This is a genomic window from Nonomuraea sp. NPDC001684, from assembly GCF_053596515.1.
The window spans coordinates 23,683-45,697 of sequence record NZ_JBSFGJ010000028.1 but is presented as its reverse complement, the minus strand read 5'-3'; the positions used below and the strand labels follow the sequence as shown (position 1 = coordinate 45,697).

The 22,015-nt window shown below is 72.5% G+C and carries 22 protein-coding genes; 9 read left to right on the top strand and 13 right to left on the bottom strand.

Going from position 1 to position 22,015, the window contains the following annotated elements:
* Window positions 1-2,209 (bottom strand): protein kinase domain-containing protein (locus tag ACWCSD_RS08815; protein ID WP_449913762.1); only part of this gene is annotated, 2,209 nt, incomplete at its 3' end.
* A gap of 79 nt (window positions 2,210-2,288) precedes the next feature.
* Between ACWCSD_RS08815 and ACWCSD_RS08810 the strand changes: the two genes are divergently transcribed.
* Together ACWCSD_RS08810 and ACWCSD_RS08805 are read left to right on the top strand one after the other, a co-directional pair.
* Window positions 2,289-4,856: a BTAD domain-containing putative transcriptional regulator gene (locus tag ACWCSD_RS08810; protein WP_449913761.1), complete on the top strand. Its 2,568-nt coding sequence runs from the start codon at window positions 2,289-2,291 to the stop codon at window positions 4,854-4,856.
* 90 nt (window positions 4,857-4,946) lie between these two features.
* The gene (locus ACWCSD_RS08805; protein ID WP_387672486.1) at window positions 4,947-5,420 is read left to right on the top strand and encodes a hypothetical protein; all 474 of its coding nucleotides are present in this window, start codon (window positions 4,947-4,949) and stop codon (window positions 5,418-5,420) included.
* 55 nt (window positions 5,421-5,475) lie between these two features.
* On the opposite strand, the gene era is transcribed toward ACWCSD_RS08805, so the two are convergent.
* From era to ACWCSD_RS08765, 8 genes are all read right to left on the bottom strand, one after another.
* Window positions 5,476-6,384 (bottom strand): GTPase Era, encoded by a 909-nt coding sequence (era, locus tag ACWCSD_RS08800; protein WP_449913760.1) that lies wholly within the window; start codon window positions 6,382-6,384, stop codon window positions 5,476-5,478.
* Window positions 6,385-6,402: 18 nt separating this feature from the next.
* Entirely contained in the window at window positions 6,403-6,873 is a 471-nt protein-coding gene (locus ACWCSD_RS08795; RefSeq protein WP_397161064.1) for an NUDIX domain-containing protein, read from the bottom strand.
* A 7-nt stretch (window positions 6,874-6,880) separates the two neighbouring features.
* The gene (locus ACWCSD_RS08790; RefSeq protein ID WP_387672480.1) at window positions 6,881-7,198 is read right to left on the bottom strand and encodes a cytidine deaminase; all 318 of its coding nucleotides are present in this window, start codon (window positions 7,196-7,198) and stop codon (window positions 6,881-6,883) included.
* A 10-nt stretch (window positions 7,199-7,208) separates the two neighbouring features.
* Complete coding sequence (locus ACWCSD_RS08785; protein ID WP_449913758.1) at window positions 7,209-7,862, bottom strand: hypothetical protein; 654 nt, start codon at window positions 7,860-7,862, stop codon at window positions 7,209-7,211.
* A gap of 307 nt (window positions 7,863-8,169) precedes the next feature.
* Complete coding sequence (locus ACWCSD_RS08780; RefSeq protein WP_397160652.1) at window positions 8,170-9,465, bottom strand: hemolysin family protein; 1,296 nt, start codon at window positions 9,463-9,465, stop codon at window positions 8,170-8,172.
* Window positions 9,462-9,938, bottom strand: coding sequence for an rRNA maturation RNase YbeY (gene ybeY, locus ACWCSD_RS08775; RefSeq protein WP_352329052.1), 477 nt, complete (start codon window positions 9,936-9,938; stop codon window positions 9,462-9,464). Before ybeY ends, ACWCSD_RS08780 begins: the two co-directional genes overlap by 4 nt.
* Window positions 9,935-10,972: a PhoH family protein gene (locus ACWCSD_RS08770; protein WP_352352470.1), complete on the bottom strand. Its 1,038-nt coding sequence runs from the start codon at window positions 10,970-10,972 to the stop codon at window positions 9,935-9,937. The genes ybeY and ACWCSD_RS08770 overlap by 4 nt, the downstream gene beginning before the upstream one ends.
* Window positions 10,973-11,062: 90 nt before the next feature.
* The gene (locus ACWCSD_RS08765; protein ID WP_358292033.1) at window positions 11,063-11,407 is read right to left on the bottom strand and encodes a histidine triad nucleotide-binding protein; all 345 of its coding nucleotides are present in this window, start codon (window positions 11,405-11,407) and stop codon (window positions 11,063-11,065) included.
* 279 nt (window positions 11,408-11,686) lie between these two features.
* Here ACWCSD_RS08765 and ACWCSD_RS08760 point away from each other — a divergent pair, with 279 nt between their 5' ends.
* Entirely contained in the window at window positions 11,687-12,199 is a 513-nt protein-coding gene (locus ACWCSD_RS08760) for a SigE family RNA polymerase sigma factor (RefSeq protein WP_049573205.1), read from the top strand.
* A complete protein-coding gene (locus ACWCSD_RS08755) occupies window positions 12,196-12,822 on the top strand; it encodes a hypothetical protein (RefSeq protein ID WP_397160655.1) in 627 nt (208 codons plus the stop codon). The genes ACWCSD_RS08760 and ACWCSD_RS08755 overlap by 4 nt, the downstream gene beginning before the upstream one ends.
* Before the next feature lie 7 nt (window positions 12,823-12,829).
* Here ACWCSD_RS08755 and ACWCSD_RS08750 read toward each other — a convergent pair whose 3' ends face one another.
* From ACWCSD_RS08750 to hrcA, 3 genes are read right to left on the bottom strand one after another with little or no spacing between them, the layout of a single operon-like run.
* Window positions 12,830-13,555 carry a 16S rRNA (uracil(1498)-N(3))-methyltransferase gene (locus ACWCSD_RS08750; protein ID WP_387672470.1) on the bottom strand — a complete coding sequence of 242 codons (726 nt, stop codon included), beginning with the start codon at window positions 13,553-13,555 and terminating at the stop codon, window positions 12,830-12,832.
* 9 nt (window positions 13,556-13,564) lie between these two features.
* Complete coding sequence (gene dnaJ / locus ACWCSD_RS08745) at window positions 13,565-14,707, bottom strand: molecular chaperone DnaJ (protein WP_352324081.1); 1,143 nt, start codon at window positions 14,705-14,707, stop codon at window positions 13,565-13,567.
* 11 nt (window positions 14,708-14,718) lie between these two features.
* Entirely contained in the window at window positions 14,719-15,732 is a 1,014-nt protein-coding gene (gene hrcA / locus ACWCSD_RS08740) for a heat-inducible transcriptional repressor HrcA (protein ID WP_387672467.1), read from the bottom strand.
* Between the two features lie 156 nt (window positions 15,733-15,888).
* On the opposite strand from hrcA, the gene ACWCSD_RS08735 reads away from it, so the two are divergent.
* From ACWCSD_RS08735 to ACWCSD_RS08725, 3 genes are read left to right on the top strand one after another with little or no spacing between them, the layout of a single operon-like run.
* Window positions 15,889-16,716, top strand: coding sequence for a hypothetical protein (locus ACWCSD_RS08735; RefSeq protein ID WP_387672464.1), 828 nt, complete (start codon window positions 15,889-15,891; stop codon window positions 16,714-16,716).
* Window positions 16,717-16,733: 17 nt separating this feature from the next.
* Entirely contained in the window at window positions 16,734-17,543 is an 810-nt protein-coding gene (locus ACWCSD_RS08730; protein WP_449913754.1) for a DUF3097 domain-containing protein, read from the top strand.
* The gene (locus ACWCSD_RS08725; RefSeq protein ID WP_449913753.1) at window positions 17,540-18,199 is read left to right on the top strand and encodes a DUF4870 domain-containing protein; all 660 of its coding nucleotides are present in this window, start codon (window positions 17,540-17,542) and stop codon (window positions 18,197-18,199) included. Before ACWCSD_RS08730 ends, ACWCSD_RS08725 begins: the two co-directional genes overlap by 4 nt.
* Here the strand turns inward: ACWCSD_RS08725 and hemW are convergent.
* The gene (gene hemW / locus ACWCSD_RS08720) at window positions 18,192-19,409 is read right to left on the bottom strand and encodes a radical SAM family heme chaperone HemW (RefSeq protein ID WP_449913751.1); all 1,218 of its coding nucleotides are present in this window, start codon (window positions 19,407-19,409) and stop codon (window positions 18,192-18,194) included. The two genes, ACWCSD_RS08725 and hemW, sit on opposite strands and share 8 nt — an antisense overlap.
* 55 nt (window positions 19,410-19,464) lie before the next feature.
* On the opposite strand from hemW, the gene ACWCSD_RS08715 reads away from it, so the two are divergent.
* Window positions 19,465-20,670, top strand: coding sequence for a styrene monooxygenase/indole monooxygenase family protein (locus tag ACWCSD_RS08715; RefSeq protein ID WP_449913749.1), 1,206 nt, complete (start codon window positions 19,465-19,467; stop codon window positions 20,668-20,670).
* Window positions 20,671-20,733: 63 nt separating this feature from the next.
* Window positions 20,734-21,978 carry a glycoside hydrolase family 18 protein gene (locus tag ACWCSD_RS08710; RefSeq protein WP_449913748.1) on the top strand — a complete coding sequence of 415 codons (1,245 nt, stop codon included), beginning with the start codon at window positions 20,734-20,736 and terminating at the stop codon, window positions 21,976-21,978.
* Window positions 21,979-22,015 lie beyond the last annotated feature (37 nt).

Below are 22,015 nucleotides of genomic sequence, written 5' to 3'. Positions count from 1 at the left end.
ACGCCCAGCGGCGCAGCTCGCGCTCCCGCTCGATCGGCAGGTCGAGGATCTCGGCGAGGTCGCCGTCGGTCGGCTCGGCGTCGACCACGAGGGCGCGGCCGTCGTCGCTGAACCTGGCCTCGACGGTGGTGCCGGTGCCGGGCAGCGTCGACAGGTGCAGCCGCCGGCGGCGGCTCAGGTCCCACACCTGCGACCGGTCCTCGCTGTCGGCGACGAAGCCGTAGCGGCCGTCGGGGCTGACGCCGTTGAGTATCGCGCCGCCGGGGGCGGTGAGGGGCTTACGGGTGGCGACGTCCCACCACTGCTCGCCGTCGGAGCCGTGCGGCACCGCGAGCCGGCGGCCGGTGCGGTCGAACTCCAGCGCCCCGAACCCGCTCGCCCTGCTCGCGAACCGGCCGCCGAGGCGGCTGCCGGTGACGGCGTCCCACAGCCGCACGCCCTTGTCGTCCAGGGCGGCCAGCAGGCGGCCGTCGAGGCTCACGGCGACGCTCCGCACGCCCGCGCCGAGTCCGGCCAGCTCGTGCAGCTTCCGGCCGGTCGGGACGTCCCAGACGCGAGCGGTGCCGTCCGTCACGGAGGCCAGGACGTGACCGTCCGTGCTGAGCGCCTGCACGCTCCCCGCGTCCACGTACGGCGCCACGAACACGTCGGTGACGTGCTGGGAGCCCGCGTCGTACAGAGCGCCCGCCGTCTCGATCAGCGCCGGGGCCAGCCGCCAGGCCGCCACGGAGAGCAGGCCGGCCAGCGCGGGCTCCAGCTCGCGCAGCCCGGCGGCGCGCAGCGCCAGCTCCCTGGCCAGGGCCTCGTCCCGTTGCCGGGCCGACTCCCTGCGCAGATACTCCGCCGCGCCGAGCCCGCCCAGCGCCACCACCAGCAGCACCGCCAGCACGGCGGCGAGCAGGCCGCGCCGCCGGGTGCGCCTGCGGGCCTGCCCGGCGGCGGCGTCCAGGAAGTCGCGCTCGCGTCCGGCCAGGGTGAGGTCCTTGCGTTCGGTGGCGGCCCACTGCAGCGTGCGGTCCAGGTTGGTGCCCTGGAGCAGGTCGGCGGGCTTGCGGCCGTGGGCGTCCCACTCTGCGGCGGCCTCGGCCAGGCGGCGGTGCACGGGCAGCCCCTCGCGGTTGCCCGCCAGCCAGTCGCGCAGCCGCGGCCACGCCTGCACCAGGCCGGGGGCGACCAGCTCGTACGCGTCACCGCCCGGCGCCAGGATGCCCGCCGAGACGAACACGGCGAGCATCGAGTCGACCGCCTTGGCCTCGGGCAGCTCCTCGCGCTCCACGGGACGCAGGCCGTCGCCGTCGAGCAGCCGCAGGAAGACCTCGGGCACGGCCGTCCGCTCGTCCTCGCTCAGCTCGCCGTACAGCTCTTCGGCGATCGCCCCCAGATCGGGCCCGGCCCGCCCCCTCAGCTCCCCCGCCACGATCCCGCCACGGGCCAAGGGGTCGCCGGCGTCCCGGCGGGCGCCCTCCCCCAGCAGGCGGAGCAGCAGGTCCCCGGCGGCGGGACGGGCGGCGGGATCACGGGCGGTGGCCGCCGACACCAGCGGGGCCAGCTCCTCCGGCAGCCCGGCGACGTCCGCCTCGAACTCCAGCACCCGGCCCACGACCGCCATCGGCTCGCCGGCCTCGACCGCGTCGCGCCCCCGCGCCGCGAACAGCACCACCATCCCCCACGCCCACACGTCGGCCGCCTCGGTGGCGGCGCGCCCGGTGAGCACCTCGGGCGCCATGTAGCCCGGCGTGCCCATGATCGGCCCGGTCGTGGTCGGCCCCACCTCCCTGGCCACGCCGAAGTCGATCACGCGCGGGCCGTCCGGGCCCAGGATGATGTTGTCCGGCTTGAGGTCGCGGTGGACGATCCCGGCCCGGTGGATGGCCGTCAGCGCGGTCGCGACGCCGATCGCCAGGCGGCGCAGCGCGTCCCCCTCGTACGCCCCCGCCTCCGCGGCCACCTCGCGCAGGCTCGGCCCCGGGACGTACTCGCTGACGATGTACAGCGGCGCGTCGTCCACCTGCGCCTCGATCACCCTGGCCGTGCAGAACGAGGCCACCCGCTGGGCCGCCGCCGCCTCCTTGGCCAGCCTGGACCGCGACTCCGCGCTGTCGGACCTGGGCACCTTGACCGCGACGCGCTCCCCGGCCTCGCCGTACGCCTCGTAGACCACGCCCTGGCCGCCCGCGCCCAGCCGTGCGGCCAGCCAGTAACGGCCCAAGCGGTGAGGGTCGGACGAAATCAGGGGAGCCATCAGATGTGCCATTCTGATCGACATCTCCTCCGAAAAGGAAGGCCGCGTGGAATTCCGCATCATGGGGCCGCTCGACGTCCGCGACGGCGGCCGGGATCGCACCCCCACGACCCCGAAGCACCGGGACCTGCTGGCGATGTTCCTGCTGAACGCGGGCCGCCCGCTGACCGTGGAACGGCTGCGCCGGCTGCTGTGGCCACGCGAGGGCGGCGACCGCTCCGACTCCCTCGTCCGCGGGTACGTGGGCCAGCTCCGCCAGCTCCTGGGCAAGGACGTGATCACCACCGTGTCCGGCTCGTACGTGCTGGCGATCGGCGCCCACCAGCTCGACGTCGACCGGTTCCGGCTGCTGGTCGACCGCGGCTCGTACGAGGAGGCGCTGTCGCTGTGGCGCGGCCCCGCCCTGGAGGACCTCGACCCCCACGGCGAGCGGTGGGAGGAGACCCGGCGCCTGCGCGAGGAGCTGGAGGAGCTGCGGCTGCTCGCCCTGGAACGCCGCGTCCAGGCCGACCTCGACGCCGGCCGCCACCGCGAGCTGCTGGCCGAGCTGAAACGGCTGACCAAGCAGCACCCGCTGTGGCAGCGCTTCCGCGGCCAGTACATGCTGGCCCTCTACCGCAGCGGCCGCCGGGTCGACGCGCTGGCCGCGTACGCGGTGCTGCGCGACCAGCTCGACGGCGGCCACGCGATCGAGCCCGACCCCGAGCTGCAACTGCTCTACCACCGCATGCTCCACGACGACGTGTCGCTGCACGTCTCGGCGGGCCCCCCGGTGCTGCTGCCGCCGGACATCGCGAACTTCACCGGCCGCGCCGACCTGCTCGACCGGGTGGTCGGCGGCCACGTCGTCGTGCACGGCCAGGCCGGCGCGGGCAAGTCGGCCCTGGCCGTGCACGCCGCCTGGCGGGCCCGCGAGTCCTTCCCCGACGGCATCCTGTACGCCGACCTGCGCGAGACCACGGCCCCCTCGGCCGTCCTGGAGGACTTCCTGCGCTGGCTCGGCTGCCCGGCCCAGGCCATCCCGGCCGGGCTGGAGCAGCGCGAGCGCCTGTTCCGCACCTACACGGCCAACCGCCGACTGCTGGTCCTGCTGGACAACGCCGCCGGCGAGGCCCAGGTGCGCCCGCTGCTGACGTCCTGCCCGACGGTCGTGACCAGCCGCTCGTCGCTGGGCGGCCTGACCGGCGCGACCCGGCTGTCGGTCGGCGTGCTCGGTCAGGAGGACGCCCTGGCCCTGCTCGTGGCCGGCTCAGGACGGCCCGCGGACGAGGCGCTGCACCGGCTGGCCCGCTTCTGCGGCGGCCTGCCGATCGCGCTGCGCATCGCCGCGTCCAGGCTGGCGGCCCGCCCGAACTGGACGGTGGACTACCTGGTGGGCCTGCTTGAGGACGAGCACAAGCGGCTCGACCGGCTGCACGCGGGCGACCAGACGGTCCGCAGCGTGTTCGCCATCGGCTACGACGGGCTACCCGAACCGGCCAGGCGGACGTTACGCGGCCTCGGCGCCCTGTCGGCCCCCGACTTCGCCGACTGGCTCACCGACCGGCTCGGCGGCGGCGCCGAGGCCCTGGTGGACGCCGGCCTGCTGGAGACGCACGGCGTGGACGCGGCCGGCCAGATCCGCTACCGCATGCACGACCTGACCCGGCTGTTCGCGCGCGAGCAGCCGCTGCCGGGCGTGCTGGCCGAGGTGTCGGAGCTCGTTCTGGCCCGGGTGCGCGCCTCGCGCTTCTCGCTGGTGTCGGGCGACCCCGCCACGGCCGTGGCGACCAGGGACATCAGGGAGTCGGTCGAGTGGCTGGACGCCGAGCGGCCGTTCCTGGCGAGCCTGGTGGCCGATCTGCACGCCGCCGGGCTCGACGAGCCGTGCTGGCGGCTGGCGCACCTGCTGGGGCCGTACCTGGAGCGGCACCGGTTCCTCGACGACTGGCGGGCGGTCTCGGAGCGGGCGCTGGAGTCCGCGCGGCGGGCCGGCGACGACCGGGGCGAGGCGCTCGTCCTGCTCGGCCAGGGCGACCTGCACCTGGCCGAGCGCGAATGGGACCTGGCCCACGAGAAGCTGCGGCTGGCGCTCGGCATGTTCCTGCGGCAGGGCCGCACCCGCGACGTCAACCACACCCGGCGCCGCCTGGGCCGGGTGCACCTGGAGCGGGACCGGCTGGAGGAGGCCGAGCGGGCGCTGCTGGCCTGCCTGGAGGCGGCCGACCACCAGCGGGACGCCGCCGACGCCGAGCGCGTGCTCGGCGCGGTGCTGCGCCGCGCGGGCCGGCTGGAGGAGGCCGCCGTCCACCTCCTGGCGGCCGTCGGTCACCTGACGGAGCTGGGCGACCGTCACCGGCAGGCCGACACCCTGCTCGACCTGGCCGCCGTACGGCTGGCGCAGGGCGCCAAGGCCGACGCCAGGTCGGCCGCCGAACGTGCCAGGGGCATCGCCGTACGGCTCGGCGACCGCCTGCTGGACGCGTACGCGCTGCTGGCCCTGGCCGGGGTCAACCGGGCCGAGGGGGCCGTCGGGCGCGCCCGCGAGCTGGCCGCGGCCGCCCTGGAGGTCTTCGACGAGACCGGCGACCGCCGTGCCGCCGCCAACGCCCGCGCCTTCCTGTCCACCCCCTGACCCCGTCCCCCGCCGCCCCCGCTGCTCGGCTTGGTGACGAGTCCGTCGCGTCGGGTGGTGAGGGCCGGGGGCCCGGCTTACAGTGATCGTGTGGCCGATGACCTCAAGCCCGCCCGGACGACGTCCGCCCGCCGCGGCGCCGCGCTGGCCGTCGCCGTCGCGGCCGCCCTCCTGGTGCTCACCGCGATCATGCCCTGGGCCGGCGTCGAGGCCCGCAGCGACCTGATCGGCGCCGGCGTCTCCGACGACGTGCGCGGCGTCGACGTCAGCACGGGCCTCTACACGCTGCTCGCCGGGCTGGCCGCGCTGGCGCTCGGCGTCACGGGCCTGCTGGGCGGCCGGCCGCGCGTGGCGGCGCTGGCGGTGGTGCCGGGCGCGGTGGCCACGCTGCTGCTGGTGATGTTCGTCGCCGACCCGCAGCGCGTCGGCGACCGGCTCTCCATCGACCTGGGCGGGCTGCTGTCGGTCGAGCCGGTCATCAGGTTCGGCTGGTTCGCCGCGCTGGCCTGCTCGGTCGCGATCGTGGTGCTGTCCGTGCTGGCCCTGGTGCGCCGCGCACGCTGACCCGCCCGGCCCGGCGGGATCACCGGCAGGATCACCGGCGGGGTCACCGGCGGGGTCAGTCGAAGAAGCCGAGGCGGCGCAGCTGCTTGGGGTCGCGCTGCCAGTCCTTGGCCACGCTGATCCGCAGGTCGAGGTAGACCCGCGTGCCGAGCAGCGCCTCGATCTGCTTGCGGGCCTTGGTGCCCACGTCGCGCAGCCGCTCGCCCTTGTGCCCGATGACGATGGCCTTCTGGGAGGGCCGCTCGACGAACATGTGGGCGTAGATGTCGAGCAGGTCGTCGCGCCCCTCGCGGGGCATCATCTCGTCGACCACCACGGCGATCGAGTGCGGCAGCTCGTCGCGCACGCCCTCCAGGGCCGCCTCCCTGATGAGCTCGCCCACCATCACCTGCTCGGGCTCGTCGGTGAGCTGCCCGCCCTCGTACAGCGGCGGCGACTGGGGCAGGTGCTCGATCAGCACGTCGCCCAGCACGTCGAGCTGCTCGCCCGACTGCGCCGACACCGGCACGACCGCCGCGAACTCGGCCACCTGCGACACCGCGAGCAACTGCTGGGCGACCTGCTCCCGGCTCGCCAGGTCGCACTTGGTCACCACGGCGACCACCGGCGTCTTCTTCACCGCCGCCAGCTTGTCGGCGATGAAGCGGTCGCCCTTGCCGATCGGCTCGTTGGCCGGCACGCAGAAGCCGATCACGTCGACCTCGGTGAGCGTGGACAGCACCAGGCTGTCCAGCCGCTCGCCGAGGAGGGTGCGCGGCCGGTGCAGGCCCGGCGTGTCCACGATGACGATCTGGGCGTCGGGGCGGTGCACGATGCCCCTGATGACCCGCCTGGTCGTCTGCGGCTTGGACGAGGTGATCGCCACCTTGGCGCCGACCAGGGCGTTCATCAATGTGGACTTGCCGACGTTCGGCCTTCCCACGAAGCAGGCGAATCCGGCGCGATGATTGTCTGGCGAAGTCACATTGTGCATTGTCGCTTATCAGCTGCCATGTTCACGCCACCAGGCGAACGCGTCGGGCAGCGCCAGAGGTGTCCAGGCCGGCGTCGTCAGGCCGCCGGCCTCGTGCTCGGTCACCCACCGGTAGTCGTTGATCTCCTCGCCGTCGGGGGTCGGCGTGCCGGAGGCGAGGGTGCAGGCGTACATGGCGATGACGTACGCCACCTCGTGGCCGTTGGGGTAGACCGTGCGGTACTCGGGGCCGCCGTAGACGCCGATCAGCCCGCGTACCTCGACCTCGATGGCCAGCTCTTCGCGCAGCTCCCTGACCACCGCGTCCTGCGGGCGCTCATCGGGGTCGACGCCGCCGCCGGGGGTGGCCCACAGGCCGTCGTCGCCGTGCCGGGCCATCAGCACCCGTCCGGCGCGGTCGAAGACGCACCCGTTGACCGACGGCAGCATGAGCAGGTCGTTGCCGATCTTGGCGCGCAGCCGGGCCAGGAACGGCGACATGGCCACGTCAGGACCTCAGCGTGCCGTCGGGACCGGCCACGAGCAGCGCCTTGACGCCCAGCTCGGCCGCGACCGCCTCGTCAGCCGGGTCCGGCTCGCCCGCCGTCACCAGCGCGACCGCCTCCAGCGAGCGCGCGCCGCCGGAGACGGCCATGGCCACCGCGACCTGCACGGCCGACAGCCTCAGCGACGACAACGCGACGCCGGTCGCCGAGTACGTGCGGCCGGTCTCGTCGCGCACGGCGGCGCCCTCGGCGGCCTCGTTGCGCGCCCTGACCGCCCGCGCCAGGGTGATGATCTTGCTGTCTTCAGGATCGAGAGTCACGGGAACCAGGTTAGGCCGTGGACATCGACAGCAGGGCGGCGACCAGCTTCCTCGTCCGGTCCCGGTCCACGTCGCTCATGCCCGCGTGCACGACCGACACCAGCGTGTCGCCGTCCCGCGACAGCACGACGTCGAGGGCGTACGGGTAGCCGTTCAGCCGTCCGCGCAGCCGTGCCGCGGCGGCCTCGTCCCCGGAGCGGGCGGCGTCGCCGACGTCCAGCCTGCGGGCCCGCAGGGCGGTGCCGCCCGACGTCCGGATCTCCCTGCACGACTCCAGGGCGTCGCTGAGGTCGTCGAAGCGCGCCTCGGCCTCGTCGCCGGCGTACCTGGCCAGGCCGACGGCCGCCCGCTCGCCCAGGCCGTCCCCCTGGTAGCTGACCGCCGCCTGGCCGGTGAGCCCCTCCTCGGGCGCCTGCCCGGCCGCCACGTCGAGCGCGGCCCGGCACGCCTGGTCCACCCGGCCGAACGGCACCCGCCAGGCCTGCTCGGGCCGTTGCGCGAAGCCGTCCGGCAGGCTCGGCCGCCTGGTGAGCACCTCACGGAGCTGGGCCATGGCCTGGGCGTCGACGACGGCCGCCACCTTCCCGTCCGCCCCGCCGCCGCTGCCCGCGCAGCCCGCCAGGGTCGCGGCCAGCAGCCCGTACACGATGATCCGCGCTTTCATGATTCCCCCTGGACCGCAGCCTCCCCCGGCGACGAATGCGGCAATCTCCGCAGAGGTTCCACCAAACGCAAAAAGGGTGCCCTCGCCCGGTTTCCAGACGAGAACACCCTTTACGCCGATCGACGTCCTGGCCGGCTAGCTGGCCGGAACGCCGTCGTCCCCCCAGGAGCGCCCTCCGGCCGCGAACCCCACCCGGCGTTCGGACGCTTCCTCGTGACACCCACCGCACCGGGTGTCAGGTATGAGACTGCCGGACCCCGCTTGCAGACGACTTGTAGAACGCTTGCGACATCTCCCCGCAAAGTGGTCAGTCACGGTCGGCGGCGGCCTGGACGTCGTCCTCCGCGGACGGCGCGACCCGGCGGACGACGACCGTGCTGATGCGGTTGCGCCGCCCGGCCAGGCTCTCGGCCGTCAGCTCCAGCCCCGCCACCTCCGCCTGCGACCCGGCGATCGGCACCCGGCCGAGCGCGTGGGCCAGCAGGCCGCCGACGGTCTCGACGTCGTCGACCTCGATCTCTGTGTCGAACAGCTCGCCCAGCTCGTCGACCGGCATGCGGGCGGTCACCCGCAGCGCGCCCTCGGACATGGTCTCCACGCGCGGGGCCTCCTGGTCGTACTCGTCGGTGATCTCGCCGACGATCTCCTCCAGGACGTCTTCGATGGTGACCAGGCCGGCGGTGCCGCCGTACTCGTCGATGACGATCGCGATGTGGATCTGCCGGGCCTGCATCTCGCGCATGAGCTGGTCGATGGGCTTGCTCTCCGGCACGTACGCGGCCCGCCGCATGATCGACTCGACCGTCTCCTTGCCGCCGCCCTCGCCCGACTCGTGGATCTTGCGGGCGATGTCCTTGAGGTAGGCGATGCCGATGACGTCGTCCTCGTTCTCGCCCACGACCGGGATGCGGGAGAAGCCGCTGCGCAGCGCGAGCGACAGCGCCTGGCTGATCGTCTTGCCGCGCTCGATGTAGACCATGTCGGTGCGGGGCACCATGACCTCGCGGACCAGCGTGTCGCCCAGCTCGAAGACCGAGTGGATCATCTCGCGCTCGTCCGGCTCGATCACCCGGCGCTCCTCGGCCAGGTCGACCAGGTCGCGCAGCTCGGCCTCGGAGGTGAACGGGCCGTCGCGGAAGCCCTTGCCGGGGGTCAGGGCGTTGCCGAGCAGGATGAGCAGCTTGGGCAGCGGGCCGAAGATGCGGGTCAGGCCGTAGACGATCGGCGCCCCGGCCAGCGCGACCGGCTCGGCGTGCTGGCGCCCCAGCGTCCGCGGCATGACCCCGACGACGACGTAGCTCACCACGATCATGACGGCCGCGGCGGCCACGTAGGCCCAGCCCTGGTCGTGCATGAGGTCGATGAACAGCAGCGTGGCGATGACCGTCGCCACCAGCTCGCAGCTCAGGCGCAGCAGCAGGAGCAGGTTGAGGTAGCGGGGCGGGTCGGTGACGATGGCCTGGAGCCGATCGGCCCCGCGCCGGCCCTCGCGCACGAACTCCTCCGCGCGCACCCGGGAGATGCGCGTCAGTGCCGTTTCCGCACTGGCGATCAGGCCACCGATGATCACAAGGGCGATGGCCCACAGCAACCAGGCGTTCACCGCGAGTCGCGCACCTCCTGCCAGGACTCGAGCATCTGGGCCTGCAGCCCGAACATCTCCTTGTGCTCCTCGGGCTCGGCGTGGTCGTAGCCGAGCAGGTGCAGGATGCCGTGGGTGCACAGCAGCTCCAGCTCGGCCTGGGCGCTGTGCCCGGCCTCCTTGGCCTGCCTGGCCGCGACCTGCGGGCAGAGCACGACGTCGCCGAGCAGCGCCGGGTCGGCCGGGCTCTCGCCGTCGCCGCGCGCGCCGCCGCCGGGACGCAGCTCGTCCATCGGGAAGGCCAGCACGTCGGTCGGGCCGGGCTCGCCCATCCACTTCTCGTGCAGCTCGGACATGGCGTCTTCGTCGACCACCACGATGGACAGCTCGGCGAGCGGGTTGATGCCCATCTCGCCGAGCACGTGGGTGGCCAGCGCGACGAGGTTCTCCTCGTCGACGCCGACGCCGGACTCGTTGTTGATCTCGATGCTCACGGGCGTCGTTTCCCCCGGTGGATGGCCTTCGGCTCCTGGGCGGCCTGGGTGGCGTCGTAGCGCCCGTAGGCGTCGACGATGTCGCTCACCAGCTTGTGGCGCACCACGTCGGCGCTGGACAGGCGGGCGAAGTGGATGTCGGGGATGCCCTCCAGGATGTCCTGGACGACCCGCAGCCCGCTCACCGTGCCCGAGGGCAGGTCGACCTGGGTCACGTCGCCGGTCACCACGATCTTGGAGTTGAACCCCAGCCGGGTCAGGAACATCTTCATCTGCTCGGCCGAGGAGTTCTGGGCCTCGTCGAGGATGATGAAGGCGTCGTTGAGGGTACGGCCGCGCATGTACGCCAGCGGCGCGACCTCGATCGTGCCCGCGGCCATCAGCTTCGGGATCGAGTCGGGGTCGACCATGTCGTGCAGCGCGTCGTAGAGCGGCCGCAGGTAGGGGTCGATCTTCTCGTAGAGGGTGCCGGGCAGGAAGCCGAGCCGCTCGCCCGCCTCGACCGCCGGCCTGGTCAGGATGATGCGGTTGACCCGCTTCTCCTGCAGCGCGCGCACGGCCTTGGCCATCGCCAGGTACGTCTTGCCGGTGCCCGCGGGCCCGATGCCGAACACGATCGTGTGCTGGTCGATCGCGTCGACGTACCGCTTCTGGTTGACGGTCTTCGGCCTGATCGTGCGGCCGCGGGAGGACAGGATGTCGAGCGAGAGCACCTCGGCCGGACGGTCGGAGGTCATGCGCAGCATGGCGATGCTCCGCTCGACCGCGTCGGGCGTGAGCTCGCCCCCGCTGCGCAGCACCTCGACCAGCTCCTCGAACAGGCGCACGACCGCGCCGCTCTCGTCGGGGCTGCCGGTGACGGTGATCTCGTTGCCCCGCACGTGGATGTCGGCCCTGAAGGCGCCCTCGATGACGCGAAGCAGCTCGTCACGGGAGCCGAGGAGGCTGACCATCGGGTATTCGTCCGGAATCAGCACCTTGGCTTGAGTGCGCGAGGGAGGTGCCGTGCGTCGGGATTCATGTAGTTCGGACATGGGCAGGCCAGCGGCCTGATGCCTCCCGGTCTGTTCGGTGTTCTTCTCCGCCCATCGTATCCGGCACCAGGCTGATTGCTCGCGTCAATATCAGCCGGGCGGCCACGTGAGGTCACGCCCTCCGAGAACATGGGCGTGCACGTGGAAGACGGTCTGGCCGGCGCCGGGGCCGGTGTTGAAGACGATCCGGTAGCCCCCCTCGGCCACGCCGTCCTGGACGGCGACGGCGTGCGCGGCCTTGAGCACGTCGTCGGCGAGCCCGTCGTCGGCGGCGGCCATGGAGGCCGCGTCGGGATGGTGCGCGCGCGGGATGACCAGCACGTGCGTCGGGGCCTGCGGATTGATGTCGCGGAACGCCAGCGCCCTGGCGTTCTCGTAGACGACGTCGGCCGGAATTTCCTTGGCCACGATTTTGCAGAAGAGGCAGTCGCTCACGGCAGTACCCTATCGAGAGCGACCGTTCGGCAGTCCGTTGCGAATCGGTAATCCGTGGTGTCGTGCGCCCGAAGATCCGCGCGGTTAGGGTGAGTATGCGACACTTCAGAGCAAAAAAGTTGATTCAGGGTCGGGCGAGCGCCACCTGGCGAGGAACACGACTGGGTAATGCACCCTAAGGAACCGGGGAAACCTTCAGAACCGGAAGAGAGTAAACCCTCTGGGAAGGCCGCGCGTCCCACTGATGTGACCACCGAAACCCTTCTGGCCGACAGGTCGATGGGGGCGGTGCCGGTCGGGTGGGATGCCGACATGGCCGTGACCGCGCTCTACAGCGCGCATTTCCGGTCATTGGTGCGTCTCGCGGTGTTGCTGGTGCGTGACATGGCAACCGCCGAGGAAGTCGTGCAGGACGCGTTCGTCGCCATTCACGGCGCCTGGCGCAGACTGCGCGATCCCGACAAAGCACTCGCTTACCTGCGTCAGTCTGTCGTCAACCGGTCCCGTTCCGTGCTGCGTCACCGCGCGGTCGTCGAGAAGTACGCACCCAAGGGCCTGCCGGACGCCCCGAGCGCCGAGAACGGCGCGATCGGCGAGCTGGAACGCTCCGCCGTCATCGAGGCGTTACGCGCCCTGCCGACCCGACAGAGAGAAGCACTGGTTCTGCGTTATTACGGAGATCTGTCCGAAGCTGAGATCGCCCACGCCATGGGCATCAGCAAGGGCGCGGTCAAGAGCCACACCGCCCGTGGAATGGCCGCGTTGCGGTCCGTCCTGGAGAAGATGTCATGACCCAGCCCCCCGACGAGTACGGCGACGTCCTGCGCCGTGCGCTCCGCGCGGAGGCGGACGCGGTCGTGCCCTCGCCGGAAGGACTGCAGATCATCCGCGCCCGCATCGAGCGGCGCGGCGTCCGTAACCTGTTCTGGTGGCGTGCGGGCGCGGCGGCGGTCAGCGCCGTGCTGGTGGCGGGGACGATCGTGATGGTCGTTCCCGGGCTGCGCTCCCAGATCTTCGAGACGCCCGTCAAGGTGGTGGACAACTCGACCACCACCCCCGGCAACTCCTCCACCAGGCTGTCCACGCCGCCCAGGCGCGACAGTCACAGCGCCGAGCCGCCGCCCGCGGTGGTCGTGCCGCCGAGCCACAGCGAGACCCATCGGCCCTCGGAGACGGCCAGGTCGACCAGGCAGCCCACGCCGTCGCCGACGCCGTCCTCGACGCCCTGCCCGAGCGGTGAGGCCGCCGGCGACCAGGAGTGCCCCGAGATCACGCCGACCCCCACGCCGACCCCGTCGGAGACGACCGACTCGCCGACGTCGTGCCCCTCCGACGAGTGCCCGCCGGACGACCTGCCCACCGGCCCGAGCGACCTGAGCAGCCCGCTGGTGGACGTGCCGCACACGACACCCTGAGCTGGAATCACCAGCGCCCGGTACGCGCGAGCAGCACGGCCGCCGCCGCCACCCCCGCCGTGGAGGTGCGCAGCACGGTGGGCCCGAGCAGCACGGGCACCGCCTTGGCCGCGGCGAACCTGCGCAGCTCCTCCTCCGAGACCCCGCCCTCCGGCCCCACGACGACGACGATGTCGCCGCCGGGCGGCAGTGCCACCTTCGACAGCGGCTCGGCGGCCTCCTCGTGCAGCACGAGCCCCAGCGCCGCGTCGGCCAGCAGCCCCTCGACCTGGGCGGTGGAGGCGAGCTCGGCCACCTGCGGCAGGTGGAACCGGCGCGCCTGCTTGCCGGCCTCGCGGGCCGTGGCACGCCAGCGGCCCAGCGCCTTGGCGATCTTGTCGCCCTTCCACTGCGTGATGCTGCGCGAGGCGGCCCAGGGCACGATCACGTCGACCCCCACCTCGGTCATCATCTCGACGGCCAGCTCGCCCCTGTCGCCCTTGGGCAGCCCCTGGACGACCACCAGCCGCCGCGCGGGCGGCTCGACGGTGTAGCGGGCGAGCACGTCGAGCGCGAGCGCGTCCTTGAACACCTCGCGCACCACGCACTCGGCGACGTCGCCCGCGCCGTTGGTCAGGTCGACCCGCTCGCCGGCGCGCAGGCGCCGCACGGAGGCCGCGTGCCGCCCCTCAGGGCCGTCGAGCGTGAGCTCGGCGCCGTTGAGGTCCTCGGCGAGGAACACGGGGACGGTCACGGGTGATCGTCACCTGCCGTTGAAGGCGTCACGCAGGCGGGAGAAAAAACCCTGCTGCCCCGGGGCGAACTTTCCCGGCGGCCGCTCCTCGCCGCGCAGCCTGGACAGCTCGCGCAGCAGGTCCTCCTGCGTCTGGTCGAGCCGCATCGGGGTCTCGACGTTGACGTGGATGAGCAGGTCGCCCCTGCCGGACTCGTTGAGCCGCTGCACGCCGCGCCCGTACATGGTGATGACCTGGCCGGACTGGGTGCCGGGGCGCACGTCGATCTCCTCGGAGCCGTCGAGCGTCTCGACTGCGAGGATGGTGCCGAGCGCGGCGGCCGTCATCGGGATCTGGACCGTGCAGTGGAGGTCGTCGCCGCGCCGCTCGAAGATCTCGTGCGCGCGTTCGACGATCTCCAGGAACAGGTCTCCGGGCGGGCCGCCGCCGGGGCCGACCTCGCCCTCGCCGGCGAGCTGGATGTGGGTGCCGTCCTCGACGCCCGCGGGGATGCGGACCTTGATCGTACGGCGGGTGCGCACCCGGCCGTCGCCCGAGCACTCCTGGCAGGGGTGGCGGATGATGCTGCCGAAGCCGCCGCACTGGGGGCACGGCCGCGAGGTCATGACCTGGCCCAGGAACGAGCGGGTGACCTGGGAGATCTCGCCGCGCCCGTTGCACATGTCACAGGTGTCGGGGTGGGTGCCGGGGGCCGCGCCGGCGCCGTGGCACACCTCGCACAGCACGGCGGTGTCCACGACCAGCTCGCGGGTGGTGCCGAACGCCGTCTCGCGCAGGTCGAGCTCGACCCGGATGGTGGCGTTGCGGCCCCTCCTGGCGCGCGAGCGCGGCCCGCGGGTGCCGCCCGCGGTGCCGAAGAAGGCGTCCATGATGTCGCTGAAGGGGAAGCCCGCGCCGAAGCCGCCGGCGCCCGCGCCCGCACCCGCGCCGCCGCCGAAGGGGTCGCCGCCCAGGTCGTACATCTGGCGCTTGTTCGGATCGGACAGCACCTCGTAGGCCTGCGTGATCTCCTTGAACCGCTCCTGGGTCTCAGGATCGGGGTTCACGTCGGGGTGCAGCTCGCGGGCGAGGCGGCGGTAGGCCTTCTTGATCTCGTCCTGACTGGCGTCACGGCGCACCCCGAGGGTGGCGTAGTAGTCGCTGTTTGCCACTTATCGACCTCTTAAGATGCAGCCAGGATCTGGCTGACGTAGCGTGCCACCGCGCGTACGGCGCCCATCGTCACGGGGTAGTCCATCCTCGTGGGACCCAGCACGCCGAGCCGGGCCAGTTGGTTGTCGCCAGAACCGTATCCGGTTGCGACGATGGACGTGCCGCGAAGGTAGGGGTTTTCCGAGCCGATGCGCACGGTGAGCGCGGACGGGGTGTCTGTGGATGTCTCGCCGAGCAACCGCATGAGCACGACCTGCTCCTCCAGCGCCTCCAGCACGTCGCGCAGGCCGGTGGAGAAGTCGGCGCCCGCGAGATTGGCCGCGCCGGCGAACACGATCTTCTCGTCATGGCGTTCGACGAGGGTTTCGAGCAGCACCGACAGGATCGTGGCCACGGCGGGCCGGTCCTCGGCGGGCAGCCGCTCGGGCAGGTCGGCGACCAGCTCGGGGACGTTGCTCAGCCCGCAGCCGTCGAGGCAGGAGTTGAGCACCGCGCGCAGATGGGCGATGCGGTCGTCCTCCACCACCTCGGGCAGCTCGATCACGCGCTGCTCGACGCGCCCGGTGTTGGTGATCAGCACGAGCATGACCCGCCGCTCGTTGAGCGGGACCAGCTCGACGTGCCTGACCGTGGAACGGGTCAGCGTCGGGTACTGCACGACCGCTACCTGCCTGGTGAGCTGCGCGAGCAGCCGCACGGTGCGGAAGACCACGTCGTCGAGGTCGACCGCGCCGGCGAGGAAGGTCTCGATCGCCCGCCGCTCGGCCCCCGACAGGGGCTTGACCTGCGAGAGCCGGTCGACGAACAGGCGGTAGCCCTTGTCCGTCGGCACGCGGCCCGCGCTGGTGTGCGGCTGGGTGATGTACCCGTCCTCCTCCAGCGCGGCCATGTCGTTCCTGACCGTTGCCGGGGAGACCTTGAGGTTGTGGCGCTCCGCCAGCGCCTTGGAGCCCACCGGTTCGTTGGTGGACACGTAGTCTTCGACAATGGCGCGGAGCACCGCCAGCTTCCGTTCGTCGAGCACGTGCTCACCTCCTGCCTCTGCCTAACAGGGAAACGACAGGTCTAGCACTCCGTGTTCCCGAGTGCCAAGTGTACGGCTCTCGCCCACAAGGTGCGATAACACCAGGTCCCATCCTGTTGCTAGCGACTTACAAGCGACAGGCCTCACACTTGCCGCATGACCGACAATTCCCAGCCCCCGCAGTACGGACCGCCCCAGGGGCAGGGTCCCTACTACGGTCAGCCGAACCAGTACGCCCAGCCTCCGTACCAGCCCCAGCAGCACGGCCAGCCGCCCTACCAGCAGCAACAGCCGCCCGCCCAGTACGGCCCCCCGCCCCAGTACGACCAGCAGAACCAGTACGGCCAGCAGAACCAGTACGCCCACCCCGACCAGTACGGCCCCCACAACCAGTACGGCGGCCAGCCGCAGTTCCCGGCCAGGATCGACGGCAAGGCGATCAAGCCGCGCCTGTGGTGGATCGCCGTCGTGTGGGCCGTGGCCGTCGTGCTCGGCGTCGTGGGCGTGGTCGTGTTCGCCGGCGGCGTGCTGAGCAGCGTCTCGGACATGGCCCCGACGAGCACGTTCGCGTCGGGCGAAAGCGTGAAGGTCGCGATCGACCCCGCCAAGCGCCCGGCCGTCTACATCGCCACCGACACGCGGGTCAACTACCAGTGCGAGATCTCCGGCGGCCCGGCCCAGGCCAGGCTGGTCAAGGTCTCCGGCACCCAGACGCTCAGCGCCGGCGGCACCACCTGGCAGGAGATCCTCGCCGTCAACGCCCCCGCCAAGGGCGACTACCAGCTGACCTGCGCCACGCAGGAGGAGTCGTCGGCCCGCTTCGGCGTGGGCCGTGACGTGCTGTCCGCGGCGGGCGGCCTGTTCGGCGGGGTGGCGGCGCTGTTCCTGTTCCCCGGCGCCGGCCTGCTCATCGGCATCATCGGCACCGTCGTCGTCCTCGTACGGCGCAGCGGCGCGCGTAAGCGCCTTGCGGTCAGCGGGTGATTTGCTACGGTCCCCGTGTGTACGAGGGCGATGTGCTGGCGGGCAATTGGCGGCGGCCGGGCAAGGGCAAGATCCCGAAGGTGCCCGCCGAACTCGACCTGGTCGTGGAGGACGCCGACAGCGGCTTCTGCGGCGCCGTGGTGGCCTGCGACAAGGAGGCCGTCACCCTGGAGGACCGGTTCGGCAAACGCCGACTGTTCCCGCTGGCGCCGGCCGCGTTCCTGCTGGAGGGCAGGCCCGTGACGCTGGTGCGCCCGACGGCCGCGGCCCCGGCGGGGCCCAGGCGCAGCGCGTCCGGGTCCATCGCCGTGGAGGGGCTGCGGGCCCGGGTCGCCAAGGAGAGCCGGATCTACGTCGAGGGCGTGCACGACGCCGCGCTCGTGGAGAAGATCTGGGGCCACGACCTGCGGGTCGAGGGGGTCGTGGTCGAGTACCTGGAGGGCGTCGACGACCTGCCCGCCATCGTGGCCGAGTTCGCCCCCGAGCCGGGCCGCAGGCTGGGCGTGCTGGTCGACCATCTGGTGCCGGGGTCGAAGGAGAGCCGGATCGCGGCCCGGATCACCTCGCCGCACGTGCTCGTCGTGGGTCATCCGTACATCGACATCTGGCAGGCGGTCAAACCGTCCGTGCTGCGCATCCCGAGCTGGCCCGACGTGCCGCGCGGGGTGCCGTGGAAGGAGGGCGTGCTCGCCGCACTGGGCTGGCGCATGGAGCCCGCGGACGCCTGGCGGCGCATTCTGGGCGCCGTCTCGTCCTACGCCGACCTGGAGCCGGAGCTGCTCGGCCGGGTCGAGGAACTGATCGACTTCGTTACGGAGGCATCATGAGCCAGGCCCCGCCACCCCCCGACGACTCCACTCCCGACGTCCCGCCCTCTGACGTCCCGCCTTACGACGTGCCGCCTTCTGACGTGCCCCGGGACCAGGGCTCGGGCCCCCAGCTCGGCTACGGGCAGCAGCCGGGTTCCCAGCCCGACTACGGGCGGCAGCCGCCGAGCCGGCCCGGTCCGCAGCCCGGCCCCATGCCCACGCCGCCCCCCTACGTGCCCCCGCCGCCCGGCTACGGTCAGCCCCCCGGCCACGGCCAGGCTCCGGGCTACGGGCAGCAGCCGGGTTACGGCTACCCCGCCGGGCCGTACGTGCCCGGCCGGTTCGGGCCGCGCCGCGGCAGCGACGACACCACGATGGCCATGCTCGCCCACCTGCTCGGCCTGCTGGTCTCGTGGATCGGCCCGCTGGTCATCTACCTGATGAAGAAGGACGAGTCCCCCTATGTCAGGGACCAGGCGGCCGAGGCGCTGAACTTCCAGATCACGATGTTCATCGGCTACGCGGTGGCGATGGTGCTGTCGATCGTGCTGGTCGGCCTGCTGCTGTTCCCGATCATCTGGATCGTGTCGCTGATCTTCCACGTCCAGGCGGCCATCGCCACCAACCGGGGCGAGAACTACCGCTACCCGTTCGCCATCCGCCTGGTCACATGAGCTCGGTGATCAGGGCGTCGGCCAGCAGCCGCCCCTTGAGGGTGAGCACCATCCGGCCCGCCCTGAACGGCTCGGGCTCCAGCAGCCCGCGCGCCAGCGCGCTCGCCACGGACGTGCGCGCGCCGGGGGCGACCTCGGCGAGCGGGTAGCCGGAGATCAGCCGCAGCTCCAGCATCAGCCGCTCGGCGGCCCGGTCGTCGCCGGTGAGCACCTCGCGCGCGTGCGCGGGCGAGGCGTCCGCCGCCAGGCGCTGGGCGTAGGCGGCCGGGTGCTTGACGTTCCACCAGCGGGTGCCGCCGACGTGGCTGTGGGCGCCGGGGCCGGCGGCCCACCAGTCGCCGCCGGTCCAGTAGAGCAGGTTGTGCCGGCAGCGGGCCTGCTCGGAGGTGGCCCAGTTGGACACCTCGTACCAGGAGAAACCGGCTTCGGCCAGCATCTCCTCGGCGATCAGGTAGCGGTCGGCGGCGACGTCGTCGTCGGGCATCGGCAGCTCGCCGCGCCGGATCCGGGCCGCGAGCCTGGTGCCCTCCTCCACGATCAGCGAGTACGCCGACACGTGGTCGGGCCCGGCCTCGATCGCGGCGGCCAGCGAGACCCGCCAGTCGTCGTCGGACTCCCCCGGCGTGCTGTAGATCAGGTCGAGGTTGACGTGCTCGAACCCGGCCGCCCGCGCCTCCTGGACGGCCCGCGCCGGACGGCCCGGCGTGTGCCGGCGGTCGAGCACCTGGAGCACGTGCTCACGTGCGCTCTGCATGCCGAAGCTGATCCGGTTGAAGCCGCCCTGACGGAGTTTGTCGAGGTAGGCGGGGTCGACGGACTCGGGGTTGGCCTCGGTGGTGACCTCCGCCCCCGGCCGCAGCCCGAACTCGGCGTCGATCGCGGCCAGGACGCGCGCCAGGTCCTCGGGCGGCAGCAGCGTGGGCGTGCCGCCGCCGAAGAACACCGTCTCCACGGGCAGGTCGGCGTCGCCGAGCACGCGCCGGGCCAGGCGCACCTCCGCCACGACCGTGTCGGCGTAGTCGCGGTGGGAGGCGCCGGGCCCTAGCTCGGCGGCGGTGTAGGTGTTGAAATCGCAGTAGCCGCAGCGGGTGACGCAGAAGGGCACGTGCACGTAGAAGCCGAACGGGCGCTCGCCGAGCCCGCGCAGCGCGCTGTCGGGCAGCTCGCCGGAGGCGGGCGCCGGATCGCCGTCGGGCAGGGTGGATGGCACGTCATCCAGTGTGCCTGCTCACGGGTGTGCTCCGAGCCATCGAAGGAGGCGGCACATGACGGGCGTGGGAATCGTGGGCGCGGGGATCTCCGGCCTGACGCTGGCCCTGCGACTCCAGCAGCTCGGCGTCGCGACCACGCTCTACAGCGAGGGCGACGCGGCCGACCTGGGCCGCGGGCGGCTGCCGAACACGGTCGGCAGGATGGGCCGCGCGCAGGACCGCGAGCGGGAGCTGGGCAGCCTGCACTTCCTCGACCCCGGCTGCCTGCTGGTCAGCGGCAGGCTCTCGATCAAGGGCGATCCGCCGCTGGAGTTCACCGGCCGCGTGACCGAGCCGTTCCACGGGGTCGACTTCCGGGTGCTGCTGCCGGCGCTCATGGACGACTACACGAGCAGAGGCGGCCGCCTGGTCGTCGATCCCCTCCCGCCGGACGCGGGCCAGGTCGCCCACTGGTCGCGCGACCACGAGCTGATGGTGGTGGCCACCGGGCGGCGCTCGGTGCGCGAGCTGTTCCCGCGGGTTCCGGCCTGGTCTCCGTACGAGGCGCCGCAGCGGATCCTGGCCGCCGGGCTGTTCCACGGGTTCGATCCCGGGCCGGCCTTCGGCTTCAACATCTCGCCCGGTTGCGGCGAGATCCTGTGCATGGCGATGATGACGCGGTCGGGCGTGCATGGCGGCGTCCTGGTCGAGGCGATCCCCGGCGGGCCGCTCGACGTGCTGGCCCGGGTGCCCGCCGACGAGTTCTGCAGGACGCTGCTCGCCCTGCTGCCCGAGCACGCGCCGCGCCTGGCCGAGCTGATCGATGCGGCCGCGTTCGAGCTGCTCGGGCCGGAGGACCTGTTGCAGGGCGCGATCACGCCGGTCGTGCGCGAGGCGGTGGCCGAGCTGCCCGGCGGCGGCGTGGCGCTGGCGATCGGCGACGCCTGGGTCACCAACGACCCGATCACCGGGCAGGGCGCGAACCTGGGCTCGGCCTGCGCCTGGATCGCGGCCGAGGCCATCGCGGCGGGCGGCCCCTACGACGCGGCGTTCGCGCGGGAGACGGCCCGGCGCATGTGGGTGGCGGCCGAGCCGGTCGTCGCGTGGACGAACGCCTTCCTGCGGCCGCCGGCCGAGCACGTCCTCACCCTGCTCACCGCCGCCGCGACCAGGCAGGAGGTGGCCGATCTGGTGCTGTCGCTGTTCGGCGACCCGGCGCGCGCGTGGCGGCTGTTCTCCAGCGCCGAGGAGGTGTCGCGCGTCGTTGACGGCACGGGGTGACGGTTCTACGATCGCGTCAACTTATAGGAAAGTTTCTTATAAGTTCACCCCCCAGGAGCGCCCGTGAAGAAGATCGTCCTCGCACTCTCGCTCTTACTCGGGCTCACGGCGGTGTCCGCGCCCGCCGAGGCCCATCCCGGATTCAAGCGGGTCGCCTACTTCATCCAGTGGGGCGTGTACGGGCGCAACTACCACGTCAAGGACGTGGACACCAGCGGCGCCGCCGCCAAGCTCACCCACCTCAACTACGCCTTCGGCTTCGTCAACGCCGAAGGCTCCTGCTACTCGGCCGACCCCTGGGCCGACTGGCAGCGCCCGGTGCCGGCCGAGCAGAGCGTGGACGGCGTCGCCGACCAGCCGGGCCAGGCGCTCAACGGCAACCTCAACCAGCTGCGCAAGCTCAAGGCCAAGCACCCCGGCCTCAAGGTGCTGATCTCGCTCGGCGGCTGGACCGGGTCCAAGTACTTCTCCGACGCCGTGCTCACCGCCGAGTCGCGGTCCGCGCTGGCCCGGTCGTGCGTCGACCTGTGGCTGCGCGGCAACCTGCCGGGCCTGGAGCCCGGCGCGGGCGCCGGCGTGTTCGACGGCGTCGACCTGGACTGGGAGTGGCCGGGCTCGGCGGGCAACGACGGGAACGTGATCAGGCCCGAGGACCGGCGCAACTTCACCCTCTTCGTCGAGGAACTGCGCGCCCGGCTCCGGGCCTTCTCCGCGAGCTCCCAGCTCACCGCCTTCCTCCCGGCCGCCGCCGCGAAGATCGACGCCGGGTTCGAGGTGCGCCGGGTGTTCCGGTCGCTCGACTTCGCCACCGTCCAGGGGTACGACCTGCACGGCACCTGGGAGTCGCGGACCGGGCACAACGGGAACCTGTTCAACGACCGGCGCGACCCCAACCCCGTCAGGTACAGCGTGGACCAGACCGTCCGCGACTACCTGTCGCGCGGCGCGCCCGGCCGCAAGATCGTCGTGGGCGTGCCCGCGTACGGGCAGGGCTGGACCGGCGTGACCGGCGGCGGCGACGGCCTCTGGCAGCCCGCGACCGGTCCGGCCGCCGGCAAGTGGGGGCCGGGCAGCGAGGACTACAAGGACCTGGCGGCCAAGCCCGGCAAGCGCTACCGGGACGTGCGCACGGGCGCGATGTGGCTCTACGACGGCAACGAGTTCTGGTCCTACGACGACCCGGCGTCGCTGCTGGAGAAGGCGGCCTACATCCGGCTCAAGGGCCTGGGCGGCTCGATGATGTGGTCGATCGACCAGGACGACGCCCGCGCCTCCCTCACCTCGGCCCTGTACACCGTCCTGCGCTAGACGGACACCCGGCCGGGCGGGCGGTTCTCCAGACGGA